The sequence below is a fragment of the Candidatus Aminicenantes bacterium genome, from assembly GCA_011049425.1.
Lineage (GTDB): Bacteria > Acidobacteriota > Aminicenantia > UBA2199 > UBA2199 > UBA876.
The window spans coordinates 1-23,239 of record DSBM01000063.1; the positions used below are offsets into that span (position 1 = coordinate 1).

Genomic DNA, 23,239 nt, shown 5'->3' on the forward strand with positions numbered 1-23,239 from the left:
GGTCAGTGGTTTCAGCGGCCGGGGCGGAACCTTCCACGGTTTTCCGGGCCGCCTTATCGCGGTCGGCGATTTTCTGTTTTACCGCATTGATGACGCTCTCCAGTTGCTGTTTTGCCTGCGGCGCGGTGGTTGCGCCAATGGCTTTCTGGTAAGCTTTTAAGGCTTTGGACAATTGGTTTTGCTTTTCATATCCACGGCCAAGGTAAAGCAGGCCGGTGGAACGCAATCCCGCAGATTCGTCGCCGGCGGATTTCGCGGTCAGGGTTTGCAGGTGTTCAAGGTCCTTTACCGCCTGTTCCAGCTTGCCCAGGAAAGGGGGCGTGTTTACGCCCAGGATGCCACGGTAAAAGCGGGGCAGGGGAGCGTCCGGCGCCGTTTCCACGGATTTGTTCAGCAATGTAAAGGCCTCGTTGACCAGTTGTCCCGCTTCCATGAAATCCTCGGCTTTGCCCGCCTGCATGCCCTTGAAAAACCCCAGGGTGGAACAGAGCTCAACATTTTGCGGAAATTTCTGAAGGGCCGTTTCCAGCAGGGTCACCGCTTCCTTTATTTTGCCGGATTTTTCCAGTTCTTCGGCCCGGCTGATTGCCTGATTCACTTCATTTCCAAAAAGTCCGGCGGCACCGAACAACAGCATGACAACGATTAAGACTCTGGCGATGCGATTCATTTTTCCTCTCCGATGCAATTGTCGATTTATAAAATTCCGTCTAAACCGGCGGTATTTGACGCAGCCTGGTCATATCCCTTCTACGATGTGTGAAGCACTCAGGTTCTTTAAAATATTTTTAACTCACATCCCTGTGATGGGAATTTTTCGTGCGGGTGATGAGAAAGCCGGTGGGCTCTGTGATGATTGCATTTTTCTACGCTCTACAGGTCGGTTCGCGAACCGACCTTGCACCTGTGCCACCTGCCTCTCGCCCCCAGCCGCTGGCCTGTTTCCTCCTGCCTCCCTGCCACCTGTCTCCTGCAAGCTTCTTTTCTCCAACTTTTCAACTTTTCTTATTCCCTGTTGTTCGTATACTTCACGATCAGTTCGTCACGCAGTTCAGTAAACATATGCGTGACTTCACGCATCTGCCGGTTTGAGAAATCGGTTAAGAGTCTGCGGGCCTTTCGTGGATTCTTTTTGTACATGGCCGCGGCTTTCTGTTCGATTGCCGCCATGTCCACGAACATCTTTTCCTCAAAGGGATCGCGGCGGGCGCGCACGTCCTTGATGGCATCCTGGAACTGCAGGCGTGCCAGGTTGTCCACGAAGTCGATGGCCCAGCGCGCGGACTTCTGTTCATACTTCTGCGGGTTGTAAGTGTGGTAGGTGGGATCCACGGAAAGGTTGCCCGCATAGATGGGGACGTAGGGGGAAAAATAGGGGTTGTCCAGGTAAACGTAGTAGATGCCGCCGATGGCCGCGGGCAGCCAGCTTCGCAATTGCGCCACCATACCGTAATGACCCCGGTGCCGCGCCACCGGCCTGCGATTGGTGATGCGCAACAGGCGGCGCAGTTCGTTTCCGGGGAATGGCGTGGCCAGGGGGCTCTTTTTGAACCCGCCCTTGCCGTCCAGAACGTACCAGGCCGGGTCTTCGCTCATGTCGTAGATGGATCCCTCGTGCACCGATCGCTGGAACGCCATGATGTCTTGGGGGGCAAGGGGTTTTTCCGGTTTTGCGGAGAAGGGGTAGAGGGCCAGGGGTTCCACTACCTGGTAGTACTGGTTCAGGCCTTTATGGGGGTCCTTTTCAAGCATGCGCTCAGGCAGGTTGACGGCATCGGGGGCGAAAACGTGGAAGAAAGACCAGTAGCGGCTGGTGGCCCATTCCAGCGGCGGCGGCGCGTAGGCGTCCTGCCAGATAAAGGGCAGGCCGGATGCCGGATCGTACCATCCGCGCTCGATCGCCTCCTGCTTGTAGTTGGCGGAAGCCATGAACTCGGCCGGGTTGTCGATGTGGATCTGTTTGATGGTGCTCCAGTTGGGTATGATGATCGCCTGGTCGTCGGGCAGGCGCCGGGCGGCCCAGATGGCGCCGGGTCCGCCGCTTTCAGGTGTCCAGCCCGGGCCCACGGAAAACACTTCGAACACCCAGGCTTCATTAGGGTCGGCAATGACCAGGGCTTCGGCGCCGTCCGCGCCGCTGGACGGCAGAAACCCGTATTCAGTACACAGGCTTCCGATAAACGCGGTGGCTTCACGCGCGTTTTTGTGCCGTTGCAGCGCAAAGATCATGGCCTGCTCAATGGTCATGATCTGTTTGCCGGTTTCGTGGGTGACGGCCAGTTCCGGGCGCATGGAGGTGGTGCTTTCGCCGATGGCCAGTTGGTGCTCGTTGATGTGGGAATAGGCGGAATGAAAGTAGGCATAGGTTTGTTCCACCTGGGGGACGTAGCCCAGGATGCGGCCGTTGTCACCCAGGGGCAGGGAGGCGTCCTGGATGTCCAGGTACACCGGGGCCATGGCGCCGGGCTTGAAGGTTTGGGCCGGGACCCGGAAAATCCGCGAGTCCGCTCCGGTATCCGTATGTGAAACCAGTACCGATCCGTCTATTGTGGCTTTTTTGCCGGCCGCGATCAGGGTGCAGGCGTCCAGAACGGCTGGTCCCACGGCCAAAAAAAGCGTAATCAACGCAACCATGATTTTCATGATCTCTCCTGTTGGAAACGGTTTGTTGTCTCTTCACTGTAACGGGATTGATGCGAGAAGTCAAAGGTGCCGGCAATCGGTCGAAAGTTGCCTGGTGAGGATGGATCATTTTGAATGGACCGGCATCAAGGTGATCAATCGCTTTTAGTCTGCGTCTTTACCGCGACTCGGGAGCCGTTTTTCTTGACTTGGGTGGGGGCGAAGGGTACAATAACCTGTTCTCAGGAAATATTCATGTCTCAAATAGATCTTTTGTGTGCGCCTGTTGACCGGGAATTAACCGTGGTGGATATCCTGGCCGGACCCCATCCCCGTCGCCGCCTGATCTCCATGGGCATTCATCCGGGTGATCGCCTGATGAAATACAAGTCCGCCAACTGGGGGCCCGTTCTGGTGCGCAACGTCACCCAGAACGCCACCCGCATTGCCATCGGCAGGGGCCTGGCCCAGAAAATCATCGTTACCCCATGAAGAAGGCGTTCACCATCGCCCTGGTGGGACAGCCGAACTCAGGCAAAAGTACGCTCTTCAATGTTTTGTCCGACCGCAAGGTCATGGCGTCAAATTTTTCCGGCACTTCGGTTGAAATCAGCCGTAGCGACATGGTGGCGCGCGGGCGGGTATTCCACGTGGTGGACCTGCCGGGAATCTATTCGCTTAATCCCGGTGATGAAGCGGAAAACGTTACCTTGCGTTTCCTGATGGAACAAGAGGTGGATTTAATCGTCAACGTGGTGGATGCCTCGCTGTTGTCGCGCAGCCTGGAACTTACCGTGGAACTGGCCGAATTAGGCATTCCCATGGTGATTGCCCTGAACATGTGGGACGAAGCCGGGCGCAAGGGATTGCAGATTTACCCGGAAAAACTGGAAGAACGCCTGGGCATCAAGGTAAGACCCACTTCGGCTTTGTACGGCAAGGGAGTCGTCCGTTTGGTGGAAACCTCCTACCGTTGCCTGGTGGGGGAGTGTGATCCGCCCCGCCGCCTGCTTTATACGTCGCACATAGAAGAACTGGTGCGGGACCTGGAAGCGCGCATCCGGCCCCGGATTCGTCCCCCGCTGCGGGGTTCAGCCCGCTTTTACGCCATCAAGCTGCTGGAAAACACCGATTTCCTTCCCGATACGGTCATGCGGGGCCTGAACCGTTACGCCAAACAGTTGCACCGGATAATCAGGGATTCGCATCATATCGAGCCCTACGAAGCCGTGTCATACGAGCGCCATCACCTGGCCATGAAGCTCACCGAAGAGATTTCTCATTTCGTGGACAGGCGCAGCCGATCCCTGCGCGAGCGCCTGGACCGTTTTCTGTTGCATCCCGTTGCCGGGCAATTCTTCATGCTGCTCTACCTGGTGCTTTTTTTTGTGGTGATCTTTCAGGTGGGGAATCTGCTGAGCGGATTGATGGAGCCGCTGCTGGAGCGCATTCCGCCTCTTTACGCGGGGTTGCGGAACGCGGCTCCCTTCTGGTGGCACACCGTGAATGGGGCCTATCAAGGTTTTGCCGGCGCTTTGGGCATCGTTCTGCCTTACTTTCTGCCGTTGAGTTTCCTTACCGCCCTGTTCATGGACACCGGGTACCTGGCACGAATGGCCTTTCTTCTGGACGGGGTCATGCACCGCATCGGTCTGCACGGCAAATCCGTGGCGCCGTTTATCATGGGCATGGGGTGCTCGGTTCCCGCGGTGTATGCCACCCGCATCATAGAGAATCGCCGCGACCGCACGCTCACGGCCATTCTGATTCCCTTTATTCCCTGTTCCGCGCGCACGGCGGTGATTTTCGCTTTGACCGCGGCGTTCGCCGGCCCGCTGGGAGCGGTTTTCGCCTACCTGCTGGTGGCGGTGGTGATCGGCGCCAGCGGCAAGTTGATGACGCTTTTTTTGGGCAAGCCCACGGGCCTGATACTGGAGATCCCGGATCTGCGCGTACCGTCCGCGGTGGTATCGTTGCGCAAAACCTGGACCATGATCCGCGAATTTCTGTTTGTGGCCGTACCTTTCCTGGTTGCCGGCAGCATCGGCATGTCCTGGCTGGAGCTGGCGAAAATCGATCGCGCGGTCAATGCTTTCCTGGCGCCGTTCCTGCAGTCGGTGCTGGGTCTCCCGGCTGCGCTGGGAGCGGTGCTGGTTTTTGCGTTTTTCCGCAAGGAACTGGTTTTGATCATGGCTACGGTGGCCCTGGGCGCCGCGACCCTGTCGACCTTGCCCCTGACCCCGGAGCAGGTGATGGTTTTCGTGGTTTTCGTGACTTTCTACTTTCCCTGCTTTTCAACCTTCGTGGTGATGTGGAAAGAGTTCGGCGCGCGTATCGCCTGGGGTTCGGCCGCGCTCAGCCTGGTCGTGGCCACCCTGGCCGCCCAGCTGGTGCGGGTGTTATGGTAATGGCGGGGGATTTGCCCGTGTCACGGTGCGGCTGAGTCCGGCCGGAATCTTTTTCACGCGCATGACCGGATAGCTCCCGGGCCGGTTCGACCATTGGCGTTGAATCACGCGGTTGAAATGTCCCCATTGCAGCAAACCGTGCGCGGCGTCGGGTTCGAGAAGTTCGGGTACCAGGCGGGCGAGGGGCTGGCTTAATGATATCCACCAGGTTCCGGCGGGGATCCTGCGCGTTGCGGTTTTGTATTCGCCTTCAACGCGAATCGGCACATGACCTTGGAAAAGGTTGGGCTTTAATTCCACCCGGCTCAGCGAAAACACCTCGACATCCATCTCGATCTCATGATCCGTTTTTTCAACCACCAGGCCATGGCTCCGGAGCAATTCGGCGCTGTGCCTGAATGCCGGCTCCAGCAGGTAGGCAAGGGGCAGGTCGCGGGTGCGGGTCGCCCGCGTGTCGGCAAAGTATTTGAGTGGGTAGTCCCGGTGCTCGTCCGTGGGGCGTACGATCGAATCCCCGTACCAGGGCGGGTATTTGCTTTTCTCTTCCGGGGGAATGGGGGTGATTTTGAAGCGATAACTTTTCAAGACAAAATCCAGCAGCGGGATCACTTCGTAATCCAGGACAAAGTCTGATCCTGGAAACGCGTTGAATGTGCGCTGGTCCGCTTCGGCCGTCAGGCGCCGCATCGTGGGCAGGTGTTGTGCGGTGTACGCAATGACCGCGCGCAGGAACGCGTGGCAGGACAGCACCCGGGTGCGGAAATCGGCATGGGAGTAGTTTTCATCCAGAATGGTAAAGCGGTTGCGCAGTCCCACGTAGTTGGTGGAATAGAGTGCTCCGAAAGCGTGGTTGGCCCAGCCCTCTTCCGGTTTGGCGCGGTTACGGAAATTGCCGTAGGGAACGCTATCGAAACCGAACTTTTCTTTCAGGGTTTTCTGAACTGCAGGAAACATCGTTTTCCACATATATTCACGCAGGGTCGGATCGCTGTTTGGATTGGACAATGTAGTATAGGTAACCGGTTCACGATGGTACGAGCCGTTCGTGGTGTGCAGATCCACGAACAATACCGGATCCCAGTGGCGGAGCACTTGAATCAATCCCTGCATTTCCGGGCTTTCCATTTTCAGAAAATCACGGTTCAAATCCAGGTTCTGTGCGTTTGCCCGTATTCCCGCCAGTTCGGGGCCGTTGTCTCCGCGGTTGAGACCGAAGCGGTCATTGCCGTCGGGATTGAAATCGGGGACAATCAACAGGACCTGTTGTTCCAGCAAATCCGCGGAGGGGGAAAGCGCCAGTTCGCGGATCAGCATGAGCGAGGCGGTTTTGCCCTCGACTTCGCCGGCATGGATGTTGGCGTTGATCAATACACAGGAACGATTGTCCAGGCGCATGGCCGCGGGAGATGCGATGCCGTCACGGCTGACCACGACCATGGGAATAGTGCGGCCTTCCGTTGACGTGGCCATGTGGATTACACGGACCCGTGAAGAGGATGCCTGCAGGCGCGCCACCAGGCTCATGACTTCCGCGTGGCTGGAAGTGCGGGAATACTCGCTGGACTCTGCAACGGTCTGGAAATGCACTGCAAGGTTTGCCGGCTGGAGGGTTGATAATAAAACAAACAGCGCCGGTATCAGATAAAAAGATTTGGGGGGCATAGAGGTCCTCCGGTTGTGGAATAATCGAATTCTGGCACGGGATTTGCGGGCTGTCAAGCAACTATTCAAAACAGGTGATAACAGGGCATCTCCCCGAAAAGCATAGTATATAGGTCATTCCGGGAATCGAATATTGTGCAAATCAAGAATAGCATGAAGGGACTTGGATTATCACTCCCCCGGGAGCTAGTTTTCCACAAGATTCGTGAAGAAGTGGTTAAGAAGAAATGGGAAAGTTGGAAAGTTGGAAAGGTCTGTGAGTCTAAAACAACGATTGCTGGGTAAACAGGTTGGGATATCTTCCCACCACCTGCTCAATAAAGTACTCTTCGGCGTCGGAGCGGGAAGAGAAAGCGGTGAGCTTGCGAGCGACCCGGAGGATGAATTTGTAGTGGATGTGGGTGAAAAGCCGCTTGATTTCAATAATGGAAACCGGGTTCATCGAGAAGTGGGTATATCCCATTCCCAGAAGCATGAGCGCGGTAAACCCCTGGCCGGCCAACTCCCCGCACACATTGATTTCTTTGTTGATGGCGGCGGCGGACGCACTGATTTGCATGAGGCTGCGGATCACTGCGGGGTGGAAGGGGTTGTACAAGTGGGAAACCGAGGGGTTGTTGCGATCCACCGCCAACAGGTACTGGATCAGGTCGTTGGTTCCCACGGAAAGGAAGTCCACGGCGTTTTCGAGGTGAGGGATCAGGTGAACCGTTCCCGGGATCTCAATCATGATGCCCAGGGAAGTTTTCCGCAGGTTGGTTCTGCCCTCCTTCACCAGTTCTTCTCGACATTCATCCACGATGCGGCGAATGGAGTGGATCTCTTCGATCTCGGTTACCATGGGGAAAAGCATGCGCAGATTGCCGCTTTCATTTGCCCTCAAGGCGGCTTTGATCTGAATGCGGAAAAAGGCCGGGTCTTTCAGGAAAAGGCGTACCGCCATGGTGCCCAGGGCCGGATTGGGTTCGGGGCGTTGCGAAAATGTTCCGTACTGCTTGTCTCTGCCCACGTCAAAAGTGCGCAGAATCAGGGGCTTGGGATAAACACGCCTTGCCAGGTTGCGGTAGATCTGAAATTGATCTTCTTCAGAACGGGCGACTCCGGGATCAGTAAGCAGAAATTCCGTGCGAAACAAACCGATGCCCACTGAGCCGTATGATTGGAGCAGGTCCACTTCCATGGGAAGCTCGATATTGGCGGAAAGGGTGAATTCCCGCCCATCCAGGGTGCGGTCGGGCAGGGTCAGCACCTGACGGCTGCGCTCCAGATAGCTGGCGTATTTCTCCTGCTTGACGTGATAGGTCTGGCGTGTGCGCATGTCCGGGTTGATGAGCACTTCTCCGGACAAGCCATCCACAATCAGGGCGTCGCCGGAACGGATTCGTGTATGTGCCCGCTCGACATTCATTACCGCGGGGATCTCCAGGGTGCGCGCCAGAATCACCGTATGGGAGGTTTCCCCCCCCTCCGTCAAGACCAGCCCCCTCAGGTTGCCCCGGGACATCAGGTAGGCCGCTTCCGACGGGGCGATATCGCGGGCGACCAGGATCACATTGCCTGGCGTGGGGGTGGGTTTATCCTTGTTGCGCTTCAGGTTGCGTTGCAGGCGTTGCAGCAGATCCGAGATATCGTTTACGCGCTCGCGGAAAGTGGGGTCTTGAATACCGCGGAAAATCCTGGTGTACTTGTCTTCAATCCGGGTCAACGCCCACTCGACATTGACCCGATCGGAGCGGATGGTTTTTTCGATTTCAGCCACCAGGTTGCCTTCATCGAGCAATTGTGATTGGGTGCCGATAATCAAGGCGGAATCGTTCCCCATGGCTTCTTTGAGATTGCCGGCAATGGCCTTGAGTTGCTTGCGGGTGGCCTGAATCGAGCGTTGCAGACGCCGCAACTCGGCATCGCATTCTTTTGCGCTGATGGAACGCCGGGAAACGATGTGGTTCCCCGGGTTGTACACGAGGGCTTCAGCCTCCGCGATGCCGGGGGAAACGGATTTTCCTTTCAGTTTCAACGCGGCCTCGGGCTCAGCATTTAGTTTTCCTCGTCGAATTTACGCTGGAACAGGTCGGCGAGGGTGGTTACGGCCTCTTTCTCGTCTTTGCCGGAAGCGGAAATGGTGATGGTGGTGCCCACGGATGCCGCCAGGGTGAGGATGCCGAGAAGGCTCTTGGCGTTGACTCGGTCACTGTTGTAGACCAGAAATATATCGGAGTGGAAACTGTTGGCCAAGTGGGAAAGTTTGGCGGCCGCGCGGGCATGGAGCCCCAGCTTGTTTGATATTTCAACCTTTGCTTCGACCATGAGATTTTTCTCCTAGGTATTCACCCATAACGTTGATGCCGTCGATTGCGCCTTTGCGGATTATGCAAACCAGTTCCTTGAAGGGGATATCTTTTTCGCGATATGTCAGGAATTTCAGCAGTCCCGGCAGGTTGATCCCGGTGATGACTTCAACATCCGGGCTGATATAAGGGAAACAGACGTTGGATGGAGAACCCCCGAACATGTCGGTGAAAATGATGAGGGGTCCACCGGAATGATGCCGCATAAAAGTTTCAATCTTGTTCAGGATGCGGCTGCCGTCTTCTCCCCAGGTAATGGTGATCGTCTCGATATCCGAATCGCGTTCCAGAATCTTTTCCGCAACTGCCTTTAGTTCCTGCCCCAGTTGACCGTGGGTGATCAACAGGCTGCGGATGGTTTTACAGGTTTTGTTGCTCATCTTGTTTCTCGTCCAGGTATTCAATAAACGACTTGCTGCCGTTTTTGCGGGACATGAAGTATTTGACCGCAACTTCAACGAGGGTGGATACGTTGCGTCCCGGGGCCACCGGAATCACGAACATGGGCATTTCTTTGCCCAGGATGTTGAAAGTCAGGCGGCCCTCTCCCAGGCGGTCGTATTTTTTGCGATGACTCCACTTTTCGAGTCGAATGACCAGGTCCAGTTTTTTTTCCTGCAGTAAGGCGCCGATGCCGAAAATATCGACGATGTTGATAATTCCCAGGCCCCGGACTTCGATCCATTGCTTGATTTTTTCAATGGATCTTCCCACCGGCTGGTCATAGGGATCCAGATAGAATTCGATCAGGTCATCGGACACCAGTTGATGGCCCTTGTTAACCAACTCGAGTGCGGATTCACTCTTGCCGATGCCGGAATCACCCGTCAGCAGCGTGCCCACGCCTTTGACATCCAGAAGAACACCGTTAATGCGTATTTTCTGGGAGAAATGGCGGTACAGGAAAGAAGAAAGCCTTGAAACCAATACCGAGGTTTTCAAACCCGAAACCATTACCGGTGTATGGTAGCGTTTGGCTGCATCCACCAGTTCCTTTGAGCAGGTCTGACCTTCAGAGACGATCAGGCCGGGAATGCGGGCGGCGAAAAATTGCCGCAGGCGTTTTTCCTGTTCAGGCGCATCCAGTTGCTGGATGAAGCCGACTTCGGTTTTGCCGAATATCTGGATGCGCAATTTGTTTAAGTAGCGGTGGTATCCGGCCAGGGCCAGGCCCGGCCGCTGGGGGCGGGGATGACGTGTCAGGTTGTCCAGCCAGCGGTCGTTGTGGCTCTGGCGAATGTCCAGATCCTTGTGAATGGCGATTTCCTTGATCTCAATCCCGGTTTTTTTAATCATTTTGGTTTTCGTTGCGGCGGATAATCTGCACGACCGCCTCGCGGGTGTCGGCGTTCAGGATGTCGCGGATCAGGTTCCTGGAGTGCTTGATCAGTGACGCGGCGGCTGCCAGGATCTGGAGGTGGACAATCGGCGACTCGGTGGGTGAGAGGATAAGAACGGCGAGGTGGACCCGCTCTTTGTCTGCTTCACTGTAATGAATGCCTTTGCGGGATATGGCGATAAAGACGATGGGGGCCGGCAAGCCGTGTACTTTGGTATGGGGAACCGCGGCGTGATTGCCGATCGCTGTGGAACCCATGCTTTCACGTTCCAGCAGTTTGCGGATCACACGCTGGTCTTCAGCCACCAGTCCCATACCTGCCAGTTCAGAAACCATCTCCGTCAGTAACGCTTCCCGGCTGTCGGCGCGACAATCGACCTTGATACAATCGGGTTTTAGAATGCTGGTCAGTTTCACGTTTCCTACTGGTTTGCTTCAATAATCGAGAGCTTGTTTTCACGGTTGCGATACAGAACGGCAACGTTGTTTGTATCCGCATTGATAAAGAGATAGGCGGTATCCTTGCTTTCACGCAGGAAGAACGCGGCCTCCTCCAGTGACAGCGGTTTGGGCGAGAAATTGCGGGAAACGGTGATGGCTTCGGGTAGTGATTCGCTTTGCGCATCCGGGGGTGTGTTTTCCGCGGTGATCACATTGTCAGAGCGCCTGGCCCGCTTTTTTTCTTCCTTGATTTTTTCCTTATTTTTTTTGGCCTGGGCTTTGAATGTATTGATGGTATTGCGCAAAGCCTGCTTCAGGATGGGGTCCTGATCATCGATATGATAGGAGAAGTTCTTGGTCTTTACGCTCAACTCGGCGCGATAGCCCAATTTTTCCCCATAAACAATGATGTCAGCCTCCATGATGTCACCGCTGATGCGTTCGACGCGGGCGAGGCTCTTTTCGACGTATGCTTTCACGGGTCCGGGAATTTTGGTGTTCTTGGCCGTAAAAGTAATGCTCATGTTATTCTCCTTTTAACTTGTATTCTTCACGCCGCTTTGAGGAGTTCGACAAATTCAACTCCTCGCGGTAATTGCGAACGGTTCTGCGCGAAATATGGATGCCCAGGCGGTTCAACTGTTCTGCAATCAATTGGTCGGATAGCGGATGGGCATGGGGTTCGGATTCGATGATGCGCTGAATCTTTTCCCGGACCGTTTCAACCGAGTGTTTAAAACCGAATTCGCCTTTGATTCCATAAGAAAAAAAACTGCGCAGGGAAATCAGGCCGCGATCCGAGGCCATGAACTTGTTTTTTACCGCCCGGGAAATGGTGGATTCATTGTAATTGAGCGCTTGGGCCACTTCCTTCATGGTCAGTGGTTTTTTCCATTTGGGGCCGAAATCCAGAAAATCTTTCTGCTGTGTCACCAGGAATTCGGCGATGCGCACAATCATTTTTTTGCGCAGTTCCAGGCCGTCGATAAACAGAGTGGCATTGCGTTGACGGTCCTTTAAATAGGAACGGGTTTTCCGGTCCAGTGGTTTTTCCAGCATTTCCTGGTAATAGGAAGAGATGAGTAGCCGGGGCATACCCTCTTCGATATAGCGAACCTGGTATCCGTGTTCGTCTTTGATCAACAAGAGGTCCACTTCGGCGTATTCAATGTCATCATGTTCAAAGCGGGAAGCCGGCCGGGGATTCAGCCGGCGCAGGCGTTCAATCAAGCGGTTCAATTCTTTTCGGTCCACCTCGAGTTGTTTCATGATCTCTTCATACCTAGAACGGGCAAGGTCGTCCAGGTGAGAGTGGATCAACCGACGCAGTTTCGTGTTGTCCGGGTTTTCCGGAACCTGGGCCAGCAGGCATTCACTCAGCGACCTGGCAGCCGATCCCTGGGGGTCAAAGCCGGTAATGCGGCGGCGGATCTCTTCAATGGCTTCAGGTGTGGTGTTTAGCGCACTTGCGGCGGATTCGATCAGCAAGTCGAGATAGCCGTCACTGTTCAGGTTAAAGATGATGTGACGGGCGATGCGCAATTCTTCCAATGAAAATTCGGTTCTGGCCTGCCCCATGAGGTGATCGGCAAGGTCTTCTTTCTCAGCGCTGAAAAGCTCGATGGCGCGGTTTTTATCAATGCGGTCCGGGTCCGGTTTAAGGAACCCGTTTTCCTCGTAATGAGAGACAAAAGAATCGTCGGCTTTATTTAATTTCTGCTCCAGGAGGTTGGTTTCGTCGTCTCTTGCGGAAGTCTCGGCGTCTTTGGAGAAAGGATCCTCAACTTCCAGCATGGGATTCGAATCCACTTCATTCTGGATGCGATCCATGAATTCGAGTCGATTCAGGGGGAGGAGTTCCAGAAAAGTGTGGACCACGGGGTTGAGGACAAGGCTGGTGGTCTGTTTTAGATGAAGTCGCGTACTCATATCAATTCCACCGGAAGTCACGCCCCAGGTATTCCGATTTTACCCGCTCATCGCGGATCAGGGCGGAAGAATCTCCGTGAAAAATCACGTTGCCGCGGTTAATGATATACGAACGGTCCGTGATTTTCAGGATCTCGCGAACATTGTGGTCGGTGATGATGATTCCAATGCCCCGTTCGCGCAATTCCAGGATCATGCGTTGCAGTTCCGTGATCTGCAGGGGGTCGATGCCGGCAAACGGTTCGTCCAGCAAGAGAAAATCCGGTGTAAGGATCAGGGCACGGGCGATTTCCAGTTTGCGGCGCTCTCCGCCGGAGAGCAGGGCGGCACGTCGATGTTCAAGCCGGGTCAATTTCATTTCTTTCAGGGCATTGTCGACCGCGGTTTTGTTTAGATGGCGGTGCATTTCCATTACGGCCAACAGGTTGTCCCGTACCGTCATGTTGCGAAATACCGACGGCTCCTGGGGCAGAAAGGCGATTCCCAGGCGGGCGCGGGCATAGACGGGATGTCTCGTAATATCTTTACCGTTCAAGTGGATTGAGCCGGTTTCGGGAGTCAGCATACCCAGCATGAGCCGGAATGTAGTGGTTTTCCCGGCGCCGTTGGGACCCAGGAGGCCGATGACTTCCCCGGCGCTGACCACTAAATCGACCTGGTTAACCACCTGTCTCCCCTTGAACGATTTGCTTATGCGTATCCCTTCCAATGTCTTCATTGATCACAGTTGAAGTGGCGCGAAACAGATGTCAATTCTATCATTGGGCCCCATTCCTGTCAACAAACCAACCCATGGCGGTTGACGGCTGCGGGTGGTTCAAAAAGTTCTGAAAATGGTCGCTGAACCGCGAGTACCATTGTATCTATATAACCTAATCCGTTGGAAATATCTACCCGGTGATGGTTTGAGAGTGATCCGGGATGCGTTGACGCGGTTCCCCCGGGGAAACCTAGGACGTAGCCATATTGTCCACAAGCAATGACGCGGCGGAAAAAGAAAGCGGCCGACAGTTCATGCAGTCCGTTTGGTTGGATCAGGAAACTTCCGTTTCGGTGCGGCAGGGGGTGTTTGCGCGATTCAGTCCGGGCACGAAAGGCAGGGAGATCATGAACATGAAAAGAAACTGGATTTCCGTATCCCCCCAATTGTATTCAAACATGCCCGCAACCAGAAAAGCGATCACCACGAAAAAAACGGCTGTCGCGGCGCGGCGTTGAAGGGGGTTTCCCTGTCGCCTTCGTTGCAGCAGGGAAAGCAGCAGGGAAATGAAAAACATCATTAACACAAGGGCGGCCGGCAGTCCGCGTTCCGCCAGTATGTGCAGGAAGTTGTTATGCAGATGCGGGTTATCCTGCGTGGCGTCGGGATGGCGGTAATGGGGGTACACTTGCTTGATGGTATCAGGCCCGGAACCCGTGAACGGGTTATCCAGAAAGACTCGCCAACCCGTATACACCATGTGGATGCGATCTCGGTTCGTGGAGTCAGACGGGTCGGCCACGGAGCGGATGCGGTTGGATAAGGATTGAGGAAGCAGGATCCAGGTGATCACCATCAGGGGGGCCATTGCCAGCAGGATCCTGGGGCGTCTGATTACAATGTAGAGAGCGAGTGAAACGGCTGTGCCCACCCACATGGAACGGGTCAGGGACAACAGGAGCGCCGTCAGCACCAAGAGCAATGCGGCCGTGATCAGACCGCGGCGGCGCAACAACGGTTCTTTCGGTGGCATTATCCATACAAAGAAAAACACGAAAACCATCATCAACAGTCCTGACCAGGTCATCCAGTGCGATGTGAGGCCGCGCAACCGGTGATCAAGGTTGATGCCGCTGCGCGCCGCCATGATAATGCCCAGCAAAGCGGAAAAAGCGGCCGAAATGAGCACTGTCCCCAAGCAGATGCGCAAGCGCCGGGGGGAATTGAGGATTTTCTGGAAAATAGGGATCAACAAAAAAACCAGCAGTTCACGGTTGTCCGCCAGGCTGGTTAAGGGAGCGCGGGAAAACATGGTGGAGATCAGGGTGATAGCCGCAAACGCCGACAGCCAGAAGGCGTAGGCGGGAACGGGAGCAAGAGATTCTCCCCGCAGAAGAGAGACGATCCATACGGCCAGCAGCAGGCTGAACAGGAGGGAACAGGCGGCCATGGAGAAAGGAATCAGGAACATGGCCAGCAGCAGGGTCCACCACGCGGGTTCAGCTGATATATTGATAAGCGGCCTGAAGGACATCATGGGGGGTAATCTCCTGCATGCATCGGATTGTATCATAGCGGCAGCGACGCTGCGAACAGGGTCGACACGGCAGTTGTGTCTGAAGAATGGTTACATTTCGGTTGCGCCAGGGACCGCTGACGGCGGGCAGGCTCGGTCCGTACAAAGCCACCAAGGGGGTTTCAGTCAGTGAAGCCAGGTGAAGCGGTCCCGAATCGGCGCCAATGTACAGACCGGAAGCGGCAACCAGGTAGATAGTGCTGGGCATGGAAAGTTTTCCGGTCAAGTCGTCCAGGGGATAGCGAGCGGCCAACCCGGCCGCGGTGGTTCTCTCAGCGGGTGAATGCCCGGTCAGCGCCACATGCAGTCCTTTGTCAACCAATCCTTTGACCAGGGCGTGAAAGTGAGATTCGTTCCAGATGCGGAAACGGTTTCCCGCTCCGACATGGACCACGACCCGGTGGGGGTCAAAAGCAATGCGATTGCGGCCGGACTGTTTTTTCATGGGGATGCGGGGGTAAGCGGGTATGGGGCGATGGGGAATGCCGAGGTGTTCCAGCAGGCGGACCTGGTTGGCCACGGAGTGACGCGGTGCTCTGTGTGGGTGGCGGGCGGTCAATCGCGTATACGCCCAGTTGCGGTTGCGGGAGCGATAGCCGATGCGGTGCGGAACTCCGCTGATTCGGGTAAGCAGTGCGCTGTGGGGACCTGAGTGAAAATCAACGGCCACTCTGCAGCCCAGGTGACGAATGCGGCGACGGAACGCCGCCAGCGAAACCGGACCGGGGCGACGATCCATAACCAGGACTTCGTGGACATGGGGAAAGATGCGCACGAGGTCCACAAATGGGGGTTCCGTAAGGTAGGCTACTTTAACCCGGGGGAAATGGCGGGCGAACAACTCCAAGGCCGGCAGGGTAAAGACGATATCTCCCAACAGCCGGGGGCGTGCAAACAGAATGCAATCACCAATATCTTCTAGAGAAAGCGGACTGGAAGCCAAAGCACCAGCCGGACGGGTATGGTTCACTCGTCTTCGATTCGGGCCTCTTCAGGCAGCATGACGGGGATGCCGTCCCGGACCGGATAGATCCGGCGGCAGGTGACACAGCGCAATCCCGGCGGCGGGCCCGGGACTTCATCCAGGTCTTTGTGACATATCGGGCATACCAGGATGGTAAGCAGTTCTTCTGCAACGATGTGGTTGTTCATCGGCATTTATCCTTGGGGAAATCCCGACCCATTTTCGCATGACCCGTCAAAAGAAGTCAAATGCGTCGGCAAACGAAAATTGCGCGGAATCAGAAACGGTAGCGGGGGGTGACAATGCGGTTAAACAGGTTCAAGGCATAGTTGTCGGTCATGCCCGCGATAAAATCGATCATGCGGCGTTGCTCGGAATCATTTTCCGGCCAGGGATGAATGTAGGGGCCGGGGTTATTGGTGAGGTGATGGTGGATGGTAGATAGAATATGCTGGATTTTATCTATCTCGGTTTCCGTGCCTTTCACCCAATATACACGCGCAAAGAGGAAGTCGCGCAGTTGTTCCAGCGCGTTGAGAATCTCGGGGCTCACGGCGATGTGATCCAACTCGACATCCAGTGTCCGATAGATCACGTCCTTGACGATGGTGTCAATGCGTTTGGCGAATGTATGGCCCAACAGGAACCGAATCTCTCCGGGTATCTCTTCACGGGAAATCATACCCGCTCTCAGTGAGTCGTCCAGATCATGGTTGACATAGGCGATAATGTCGGACACCCGGACCACCTGACCTTCGAGCGTGGCAGGCATATCGGAGTCTGCGGGAGTCAGGATGGGGCCCTTGCCTTTTGAATGGCGCAGAATACCGTCGCGGACGGGATCGGTGAGGTTAAGTCCTTTACCGTGGTACTCAAGGAGGTCCACAACCCGCAGGCTCTGTTGATAATGGCGAAAACCATCCGGGGACAGCTCGTCCAAGACGTGTTCTCCCGCATGGCCGAATGGCGTGTGTCCCAGGTCATGGCCCAGGGCAATGGCTTCGGTAAGGTCTTCGTTGATGTTGAGGGCGCGCGCAATGGTTCTGGAAATCTGGCTGACTTCCAAGGTATGGGTCAGCCGGGTACGGTAATGGTCCCCCTCAGGGCTGATGAAGACCTGGGTCTTGCGTTTCAGGCGGCGAAAGGCCTTGGAGTGAAGGATGCGGTCGCGGTCGCGCTGAAATTCGGTTCTGACCGGAGATTTGCTTTCATGCCGTTGCTTGGAGGATTCACTGCTGCGCGCGGCCCGGGGGTGGAGGCTCAACTCCCGTTCTTCGAGATGCTCACGGATAATCATATTTCATTTTAGCTCAATCCGGCCAATGGGTAAAGGTCGCGTGGTTTTGAAACGGCCCCGGGATGCACTATAATCACTAGTATGCTGCTGACGGTAGACATCGGAAATTCAGCGGTGGGGGCAACCGTGTTTCGCGGAAAAGCCCCCATCCATGTGTTGTGCTTTGCCACCCCCGTCCCCGGTGCTTATCGTCCATGGTCATCGCTGTCCGCTATGTGTCAAAAGTTCGAGATCGAAGCGGTCATGGTTTCTTCGGTGGTACCTTCTCTGAACCGGGGATTGGAAGAGTTCCTGCGGAAGAAGGGATTGTTCCCGCGCTTCCTGGATCACCGCACACCCCTGGAAATTACGCTGGCTGTTGATCATCCCCACGAAGTGGGGGCGGACCGTATCGCCGATGTGGTCGGGGCCCTGGAGTTCACGTCTCCTCCGTTCCTGGTCATCGATTCGGGAACAGCCCTGACCGTGGATGTAGTGGATGCCGGTTTCCGCTACCTGGGCGGGGTGATTGCTCCCGGAGTGGAAATATCCATCCGGTGCCTGGCCGCCAATGCCGCCCGCCTGGAGAACATTGAATTTGTCGTGCCGGTCGACCCGCTTGGGCGCAATACCGCTGATTGCATTCGTGCGGGGGTATTCTACACCCACCTGGGAGGCCTCGATTACATTGTGCGGGAGTTTCGGAATATGGTGGGAAAAAGCGCGACCGTGATTGCAACCGGAGGCGCGGCTGAATTGTTCAATGATCGTCTGCATGTAATCGATCGCCTGATTCCGGACCTCATCCATCATGGTTTACGCCGGATTCACGCAGGCTGGATGGCCGTGGACCGGGGCTAGAGATCATGGCCGCAAACAAAGATTACGATTACATTATCTCAGTTGTTGAATACCTTTCCTCCCGGCACGGGGTTCAGTTTTCAATTTCCAGCGGAGATTTCGACCTGTTGTACGCATGGTGGGAAAAGGGCGTTTCCGCGCAGGTTGTGAAATCAGCCATAGACCGGGTTGTTGAACGACGGCGCACACGACGCCAGCCGGTGACCTCTTTTTCACAATTCCGTTACGAGGTAAACAAACAGCATGCGGCGTGGCTGGAACGGGGAGTCGGGGGGGGCGTGGTTACCCGTCCTCTTGTTGATCCGGTCCAACATTTTATGGAAAACTTCCCCCATGAACTGGAGACGTTGCGGCCGCGTTTTGAAGCTGCGGCGAAAAAGCGCAGGTGTGGCGAAAAAGTGGACGAGGACGGGTTGCGACGGGACGTGGCGGCGTTGTTTCATAAAGACCGGGAACTGAATTTTCGCGTACGGGTGTTTATGCAAAACCTGTCGCCCGAATTGCGCCTCGAATCCGTTGAATGGGTTTACCGGGCCAATTTTCTGTGGAATCGCTTTCATATTCCCGATTTCACACTCCTGGAGGAGGAATCGGGGTGAAATCCAGTGGGTCGCGCCTGGATGTGGCGCTGGTCGAACGCGGGTTGGCTCCGTCGCGTGAGAAGGCCCGGGCGCTCATCATGGCCGGGGAGGTTCTGCTCAACGGGCAACGTTGTGACAAATCCCATCGCCAAGTGCATGCCGCCGATGGCATCGAGGTCCGTGCCAGGTATCCATTCGCGTCGCGGGGTGCATACAAACTCGAGCGGGCGCTAAATGAATTCGATATGGATCCCCGGGGGAAAGTCGTCCTGGACATCGGAATTTCAAACGGGGGATTCACTGATCTCATGCTGCAAAAGGGTGCCCGACACGTTGTCGGGGTGGATGTGAATGTGGACCAGGTGGACTGGAAACTGCAAAAGGATGAACGGGTTACCCTGTTGAAACGCAACGCCCGTTACCTGAAAGAGAGTGACATCGATCCGCCTCCCGAAATCATTACCATGGACCTGTCTTTTATCTCTGTCAGCAAAGTGGTTGAACGCATGTCCGTGTGGCCCCAAGCGGTTATCCTTTGTTTGATCAAGCCGCAATTTGAAGCTGAACGACACCGGGTACACAAGGGTGGGGTGGTGCGGAGCCGCCACGAACGGTTAGAGATCCTTTCCAATGTGCGTTCAAGATTGGAGGTTCTCAATTGGTGGGTTACCGGGGTTTGTGCAGCCGGAATCAAGGGCAGGCGCGGTAACCAGGAGTATTTTTTCCGCCTTGAATATGGAAAACCTTTGGGCGTAGATGCTACAATACTGGCAAATGTCGTTTCCACCTGAACGAGTTGGCATTATCGCCAAGCCCCATCCCGCGGCCTTACCCTTTATCCAGGCGGCAATCAGGGTTTGTGAATCTCGGGGTGTTTCCGTGGAATTGGGAATCGAGGCAGCCAGGATTCTGGGCTGGAAGGGAGGGCTCGAGCGCAATCACCTGGCGGCTGAATGTGGCCTGGTTGTTGTTATTGGTGGAGATGGAACCTTTTTGTCTGTTGCTCCTGCTGCCATTCAACATGGTGTCCCCATTGCCGGATTCAATCTGGGTACGATCGGCTTCCTTACGGAACTGAGCACGGATTCCATTCAGGTCGAGCTGGAAAAATTGCTTTCCAGGAAAACGCGTGTTTCCGAACGCAAGGTGTTGCGGGTGGAAATGGAAGACGGTCATTACCTGGCACTGAACGACGTGGTGACCTCAAAAGGCAATATCGCGCGCATTATTCAACTGGAATTAAAAGTGAATCACTCGCATATTGCCCATATCCGCGCAGACGGTTTGATTATTTCCACGCCTACGGGTTCTACCGCCTATTCCCTCTCCGCTGGAGGCCCGATAGTCAATCCTGAAGTAAACGCATTGGTGATCACCCCCATCTGCGCCCATTCACTCACCCTGCGCCCGCTGGTGATACCCGACGGGTTGCGTTTAACCGTCACCCGGGAAGAGAACGAGAACGAAGTTTTTGTCACCATAGACGGGCAGAAAGTGCTGCCCCTGAAAGCGGGGCAGGCCATTCACGTGAGTGTGGATAAAAGACGGCTGAAGATGATTGAGTCGCCTGATATGAATTATTTCCGGCTGCTGGCGGAAAAACTCAATTGGGGATTCAACAAATGTCATTAAACGGCCCAGAGAGGAGAGAGATAGCCATGAGGCGATGGTTTGTTTTTGCGTTGTTGTTATTGTGCTGGCTTCCCTTCCAGTTGCAGGCGGCCGAAGAAGACGATCTGTTGAGGGGGATTGTCTATTTTCTGGTGGACGATCACGCCACGGCGCGCCTGTTCGTGGAGAGACATTTTCGCGACCACCCCAACCCGCAGGTGCGACAGGGGTACATGCTGCTGCTGGATGGGAAAGCCTGGGATGCAACCCGGCGTTTCAGGTCCTATCTGGAGATCAACCACCGCTCCGCAAAGGCATTGGTGGGGATTGGACTGGCGACCCGGAACACCAAAAACAGCAATTCCATGGAAAATTTTGAGCGGGCCGTCCGGATTCATCCAAAGTTTTTCACGGGAACCATCTGCCTGGGGTGGCATTATCAAAAAATTCGAAATTATGAGCGGGCCATGGCCAATTACCGCACGGCATCAACCGGGTCCAAAGTGGCTGAGGTAAAGATCCTTTTGGCGGGATTGCACGTGCAGATGGGCCGCCCGGATCTGGCGGCGGGACTGGTGCGTGAAGAAGCCGATGCGCATGTGGACAATTTCCATTTCAATTACATGACCGCACTGGCATTGGTGAATTCCAACCAAAACGAAGCGGCCGGGAGGTACATTCAGACGGCCGTGGAGATTCAGCCGCACCACCGGGAACTGGGTATCCTGAAAGCCCGCTATCTGTATGGCAAAGGCAAGTTGGCTGAAGCCCGTTCCCTGCTCACCGGATTAAATGTGACCGATTTTCACGCGGACTATCTCAAGATCTACTCACGGGTTCTGATTGCCTTGAAGGAATCACGCCGGGCCCGGCCCATGCTGTACCAGTTGTTCCGCGAATTACCATGGGATGTCGACATCAACCTTTTGATGGGACAATATGTGCAGGCGTTTGATTCCGGAAATGCGCAACAGTGCCGGCACTGGATGCGACGCGCCATACTGGCCGGTGCCGGCCAAAAAGATGTCGCCGGCGTGTTTGCCGAAAATCTAGTCCTGGATCCGCTTTCCGCCATTTCTTTCTTCAGCGTCCGCGCCATGACATGGCCGGCCGCTGAGTACCTGGTGCTGGTGGGGAAACGATCAAGCGGGGCATCCGAGCAGCTGTTCGTGGTGGATGCGGAAAAGATGCGCATTGCCGCGACCTTTGGATTCAGCGGACGTTTCCATGGTTTTCACCGATTCAGGAAAGACGGGGGGGTTTTTTTCAGCACCACTCAAGTCGGCGGGGATCGGACCTTTCTCTATCTGCTGGATCTGGATCCACCCGGAATCCGCTCGCGGTTGCTGACGCCCAAACCCCTGCCTTTGCCCTCAATCATCCTGGCAACCAATGCGGACGGAAGCCTGGTCTACGTCACCGATTCCCGCTTGGAACAGCTTGCATTTGCATCTCCATTCGCGGTTACCTCCCAGTTGGGGCATAAAACGCCGCTCTATCCCGATTGTCCCTTTCCGGTACTTATGCTAAACCGGCGCATCGGGCGCTGGACGCAATTGAAATCAGAGCAGATGCTGGATGCCGTACCGATTCCGAGTTGGACCCGCTACCGTCTCGTGCAACGCGCCCTCAGAAAGAGCCGGGCAGTAGACAAACTGATTCGGCGCGGCATGGAGTTTGATATCTCTTCTCCGGAAATCGTGCGCATCATGGTAGCGCAGGACAACCAAACCCTATTGTTATACCTGGCTGACCTGGAAAACGCATTTCAGGCAGTGATTTACAACGCGTCCACGGGCGATACTGTGCATTGTGATCAGCGTATGTTTTTAAGCGGGAAGTCTTTTGCGGATGTGGATGTGAAAGGCATCGATCCCCAGCGCAGCCGCATCCTGCTGGTCACGCGGGATAAGGACCGCGAAGCCATCCTTTTTCATTACCGTTCACGGTTGTATTTGAGACTGGGCGGGGGGGTGCTGGATACCCGGATCGATCCGGGCTGGCAGCGCCTCTATCTCTTGCGGGAGATCGGCAACCGCATGCATGCAGTAGAGACCCGCCTGGATAGAGTCAACATCCTGCCTTACGTGGTAAGGAACCTGACCCCGCGCAGCAACTTGACACGCCTGGTAAGTGTAAACGCGCTTGGTGAGGTTGAAGCGTTTACATATGACGGGGAACGTGTGCGCATTCACTCACATGATCAGGAGCAGGTGGAATACCTGGGTGTCAGTCTTGAGGGTGCATTGCACGCATTTTCCCCGGACCGGGGGTTTCAGGCCGCGTTCATCAATGGCCGCCTGATGCGGCTTTCTCTTACGGACGGTTAACGGCATGTCGATTCCAAAACCGTTTCCCAGGGTGAAACCTTTCTGTGGAATGATATTTTCTGAAAGGCGCTTGCTGGACCAGGCCCTGAAGTGCCTGGAATCGGAGTTGTCAACCCTGGATTGCGAATCCGATATTATGCTGTTTCACTATACCGACTACTACGCGGCGGAGATGGGATCGCCGCTCTACCGTTATTTTGCGGCCTTCTCCGAACTCAGGGACCCGCTATTCCTGCCGCAGTGCAAACACATCACCATGGAGTTGGAACAGCGGTTTTCTGTAAAAGGAAAGCGGCGGATCAATCTGGATCCGGGTTATCTTTCACTCTCCTCAATGGTGATTGCAACCGCGAAAAACCACTGTCATCGTATTCCTTTGAGCGCCGGGGTGTACGCCCAACTGGAGTACGTGGTTCGAAATGGCTGCCTGCAACCGCTGGAATGGACCTATCCGGATTTTCGTTCTGCTGAATACATGGCTTTTTTCAACGCCTTGCGCGAGAATCTGAAACAGCAGTTACGGCGACTGGCGCCTATTGAAGCGGATTGACACCCAATAACCCCCATGGTAATGTGGGGCTGATTGTGCAG

23 protein-coding genes are annotated in these 23,239 nt (G+C 55.3%); 8 read left to right on the forward strand and 15 right to left on the reverse strand.

From position 1 onward, the window contains the following. The coding region (locus ENN40_04540; GenBank protein HDP94613.1) for a tetratricopeptide repeat protein at nt 1–670 on the reverse strand (670 nt) is incomplete at its 3' end. 335 nt (nt 671–1,005) lie between these two features. Further along, nucleotides 1,006–2,643 (reverse strand): peptidase, encoded by a 1,638-nt coding sequence (locus ENN40_04545; protein HDP94614.1) that lies wholly within the window; start codon nt 2,641–2,643, stop codon nt 1,006–1,008. A 234-nt stretch (nt 2,644–2,877) separates the two neighbouring features. On the opposite strand from ENN40_04545, the gene ENN40_04550 reads away from it, so the two are divergent. Both ENN40_04550 and feoB read left to right on the forward strand, forming a co-directional pair. Further along, nucleotides 2,878–3,114, forward strand: a complete 237-nt coding sequence (locus ENN40_04550; protein ID HDP94615.1) for a ferrous iron transport protein A — start codon at nt 2,878–2,880, stop codon at nt 3,112–3,114. Next, nucleotides 3,111–5,030, forward strand: a complete 1,920-nt coding sequence (gene feoB / locus ENN40_04555; GenBank protein ID HDP94616.1) for a ferrous iron transport protein B — start codon at nt 3,111–3,113, stop codon at nt 5,028–5,030. Before ENN40_04550 ends, feoB begins: the two co-directional genes overlap by 4 nt. Here the strand turns inward: feoB and ENN40_04560 are convergent. The 13 genes from ENN40_04560 to ENN40_04620 all read right to left on the reverse strand — a co-directional run bounded on the left by ENN40_04560 (nt 5,022) and on the right by ENN40_04620 (nt 17,286). Continuing rightward, the gene (locus ENN40_04560) at nt 5,022–6,692 is read right to left on the reverse strand and encodes a hypothetical protein (protein ID HDP94617.1); all 1,671 of its coding nucleotides are present in this window, start codon (nt 6,690–6,692) and stop codon (nt 5,022–5,024) included. The genes feoB and ENN40_04560 overlap by 9 nt on opposite strands. Nucleotides 6,693–6,954: 262 nt before the next feature. Next, on the reverse strand, nt 6,955–8,748 hold the full coding sequence (gene ptsP, locus ENN40_04565) for a phosphoenolpyruvate--protein phosphotransferase (protein HDP94618.1): 1,794 nt from the start codon (nt 8,746–8,748) through the stop codon (nt 6,955–6,957). Beyond that, complete coding sequence (locus ENN40_04570) at nt 8,730–8,999, reverse strand: HPr family phosphocarrier protein (GenBank protein ID HDP94619.1); 270 nt, start codon at nt 8,997–8,999, stop codon at nt 8,730–8,732. The genes ptsP and ENN40_04570 overlap by 19 nt, the downstream gene beginning before the upstream one ends. Beyond that, on the reverse strand, nt 8,980–9,420 hold the full coding sequence (locus ENN40_04575) for a hypothetical protein (protein ID HDP94620.1): 441 nt from the start codon (nt 9,418–9,420) through the stop codon (nt 8,980–8,982). Before ENN40_04575 ends, ENN40_04570 begins: the two co-directional genes overlap by 20 nt. After that, the gene (hprK, locus tag ENN40_04580; GenBank protein ID HDP94621.1) at nt 9,401–10,336 is read right to left on the reverse strand and encodes an HPr(Ser) kinase/phosphatase; all 936 of its coding nucleotides are present in this window, start codon (nt 10,334–10,336) and stop codon (nt 9,401–9,403) included. The genes ENN40_04575 and hprK overlap by 20 nt, the downstream gene beginning before the upstream one ends. Continuing rightward, a complete protein-coding gene (locus tag ENN40_04585; GenBank protein HDP94622.1) occupies nt 10,329–10,796 on the reverse strand; it encodes a PTS sugar transporter subunit IIA in 468 nt (155 codons plus the stop codon). Before ENN40_04585 ends, hprK begins: the two co-directional genes overlap by 8 nt. Nucleotides 10,797–10,801: 5 nt before the next feature. Next, nucleotides 10,802–11,344 carry a hypothetical protein gene (locus ENN40_04590; GenBank protein HDP94623.1) on the reverse strand — a complete coding sequence of 181 codons (543 nt, stop codon included), beginning with the start codon at nt 11,342–11,344 and terminating at the stop codon, nt 10,802–10,804. 1 nt (nt 11,345) lies between these two features. Continuing rightward, nucleotides 11,346–12,749, reverse strand: a complete 1,404-nt coding sequence (rpoN, locus tag ENN40_04595; protein ID HDP94624.1) for an RNA polymerase sigma-54 factor — start codon at nt 12,747–12,749, stop codon at nt 11,346–11,348. Nucleotide 12,750: 1 nt separating this feature from the next. Next, nucleotides 12,751–13,467, reverse strand: a complete 717-nt coding sequence (lptB, locus tag ENN40_04600) for an LPS export ABC transporter ATP-binding protein (protein HDP94625.1) — start codon at nt 13,465–13,467, stop codon at nt 12,751–12,753. A gap of 316 nt (nt 13,468–13,783) precedes the next feature. Then, nucleotides 13,784–15,022, reverse strand: coding sequence for an O-antigen ligase family protein (locus ENN40_04605; GenBank protein HDP94626.1), 1,239 nt, complete (start codon nt 15,020–15,022; stop codon nt 13,784–13,786). After that, the gene (locus ENN40_04610; protein HDP94627.1) at nt 14,949–15,995 is read right to left on the reverse strand and encodes a glycosyltransferase family 9 protein; all 1,047 of its coding nucleotides are present in this window, start codon (nt 15,993–15,995) and stop codon (nt 14,949–14,951) included. Before ENN40_04610 ends, ENN40_04605 begins: the two co-directional genes overlap by 74 nt. Next, complete coding sequence (locus tag ENN40_04615; GenBank protein ID HDP94628.1) at nt 15,992–16,183, reverse strand: Trm112 family protein; 192 nt, start codon at nt 16,181–16,183, stop codon at nt 15,992–15,994. The genes ENN40_04610 and ENN40_04615 overlap by 4 nt, the downstream gene beginning before the upstream one ends. 83 nt (nt 16,184–16,266) lie before the next feature. Then, nucleotides 16,267–17,286, reverse strand: a complete 1,020-nt coding sequence (locus tag ENN40_04620) for a deoxyguanosinetriphosphate triphosphohydrolase (protein HDP94629.1) — start codon at nt 17,284–17,286, stop codon at nt 16,267–16,269. Nucleotides 17,287–17,367: 81 nt separating this feature from the next. Between ENN40_04620 and ENN40_04625 the strand changes: the two genes are divergently transcribed. The 6 genes from ENN40_04625 (at nt 17,368) to ENN40_04650 (ending at nt 23,198) form a co-directional block, all read left to right on the forward strand. Next, nucleotides 17,368–18,126: a type III pantothenate kinase gene (locus ENN40_04625; GenBank protein HDP94630.1), complete on the forward strand. Its 759-nt coding sequence runs from the start codon at nt 17,368–17,370 to the stop codon at nt 18,124–18,126. Nucleotides 18,127–18,131: 5 nt separating this feature from the next. Then, on the forward strand, nt 18,132–18,725 hold the full coding sequence (locus ENN40_04630; protein ID HDP94631.1) for a hypothetical protein: 594 nt from the start codon (nt 18,132–18,134) through the stop codon (nt 18,723–18,725). After that, a complete protein-coding gene (locus tag ENN40_04635) occupies nt 18,647–19,498 on the forward strand; it encodes a TlyA family RNA methyltransferase (protein HDP94632.1) in 852 nt (283 codons plus the stop codon). The genes ENN40_04630 and ENN40_04635 overlap by 79 nt, the downstream gene beginning before the upstream one ends. Continuing rightward, entirely contained in the window at nt 19,464–20,339 is an 876-nt protein-coding gene (locus ENN40_04640) for an NAD(+)/NADH kinase (protein ID HDP94633.1), read from the forward strand. Before ENN40_04635 ends, ENN40_04640 begins: the two co-directional genes overlap by 35 nt. Before the next feature lie 952 nt (nt 20,340–21,291). Next, nucleotides 21,292–21,435, forward strand: coding sequence for a hypothetical protein (locus tag ENN40_04645; GenBank protein ID HDP94634.1), 144 nt, complete (start codon nt 21,292–21,294; stop codon nt 21,433–21,435). Between the two features lie 1,217 nt (nt 21,436–22,652). After that, a complete protein-coding gene (locus ENN40_04650; protein HDP94635.1) occupies nt 22,653–23,198 on the forward strand; it encodes a DUF4416 family protein in 546 nt (181 codons plus the stop codon). Nucleotides 23,199–23,239: the final 41 nt, after the last annotated feature.

Bases quoted from the DNA above. Each gene is read 5' to 3' on its own strand.
- ENN40_04545 (HDP94614.1), bottom strand. From the start codon at position 2,643: ATGAAAATCATGGTTGCGTTGATTACGCTTTTTTTGGCCGTGGGACCA.
- ENN40_04550 (HDP94615.1), top strand. From the start codon at position 2,878: ATGTCTCAAATAGATCTTTTGTGTGCGCCTGTTGACCGGGAATTAACC.
- feoB (HDP94616.1), top strand. From the start codon at position 3,111: ATGAAGAAGGCGTTCACCATCGCCCTGGTGGGACAGCCGAACTCAGGC.
- ENN40_04560 (HDP94617.1), bottom strand. From the start codon at position 6,692: ATGCCCCCCAAATCTTTTTATCTGATACCGGCGCTGTTTGTTTTATTA.
- ENN40_04570 (HDP94619.1), bottom strand. From the start codon at position 8,999: ATGGTCGAAGCAAAGGTTGAAATATCAAACAAGCTGGGGCTCCATGCC.
- ENN40_04575 (HDP94620.1), bottom strand. From the start codon at position 9,420: ATGAGCAACAAAACCTGTAAAACCATCCGCAGCCTGTTGATCACCCAC.
- hprK (HDP94621.1), bottom strand. From the start codon at position 10,336: ATGATTAAAAAAACCGGGATTGAGATCAAGGAAATCGCCATTCACAAG.
- ENN40_04590 (HDP94623.1), bottom strand. From the start codon at position 11,344: ATGAGCATTACTTTTACGGCCAAGAACACCAAAATTCCCGGACCCGTG.
- rpoN (HDP94624.1), bottom strand. From the start codon at position 12,749: ATGAGTACGCGACTTCATCTAAAACAGACCACCAGCCTTGTCCTCAAC.
- lptB (HDP94625.1), bottom strand. From the start codon at position 13,467: ATGAAGACATTGGAAGGGATACGCATAAGCAAATCGTTCAAGGGGAGA.
- ENN40_04605 (HDP94626.1), bottom strand. From the start codon at position 15,022: ATGATACAATCCGATGCATGCAGGAGATTACCCCCCATGATGTCCTTC.
- ENN40_04615 (HDP94628.1), bottom strand. From the start codon at position 16,183: ATGCCGATGAACAACCACATCGTTGCAGAAGAACTGCTTACCATCCTG.
- ENN40_04620 (HDP94629.1), bottom strand. From the start codon at position 17,286: ATGATTATCCGTGAGCATCTCGAAGAACGGGAGTTGAGCCTCCACCCC.
- ENN40_04625 (HDP94630.1), top strand. From the start codon at position 17,368: ATGCTGCTGACGGTAGACATCGGAAATTCAGCGGTGGGGGCAACCGTG.
- ENN40_04630 (HDP94631.1), top strand. From the start codon at position 18,132: ATGGCCGCAAACAAAGATTACGATTACATTATCTCAGTTGTTGAATAC.
- ENN40_04635 (HDP94632.1), top strand. From the start codon at position 18,647: ATGGGTTTACCGGGCCAATTTTCTGTGGAATCGCTTTCATATTCCCGA.
- ENN40_04640 (HDP94633.1), top strand. From the start codon at position 19,464: ATGCTACAATACTGGCAAATGTCGTTTCCACCTGAACGAGTTGGCATT.
- ENN40_04650 (HDP94635.1), top strand. From the start codon at position 22,653: ATGTCGATTCCAAAACCGTTTCCCAGGGTGAAACCTTTCTGTGGAATG.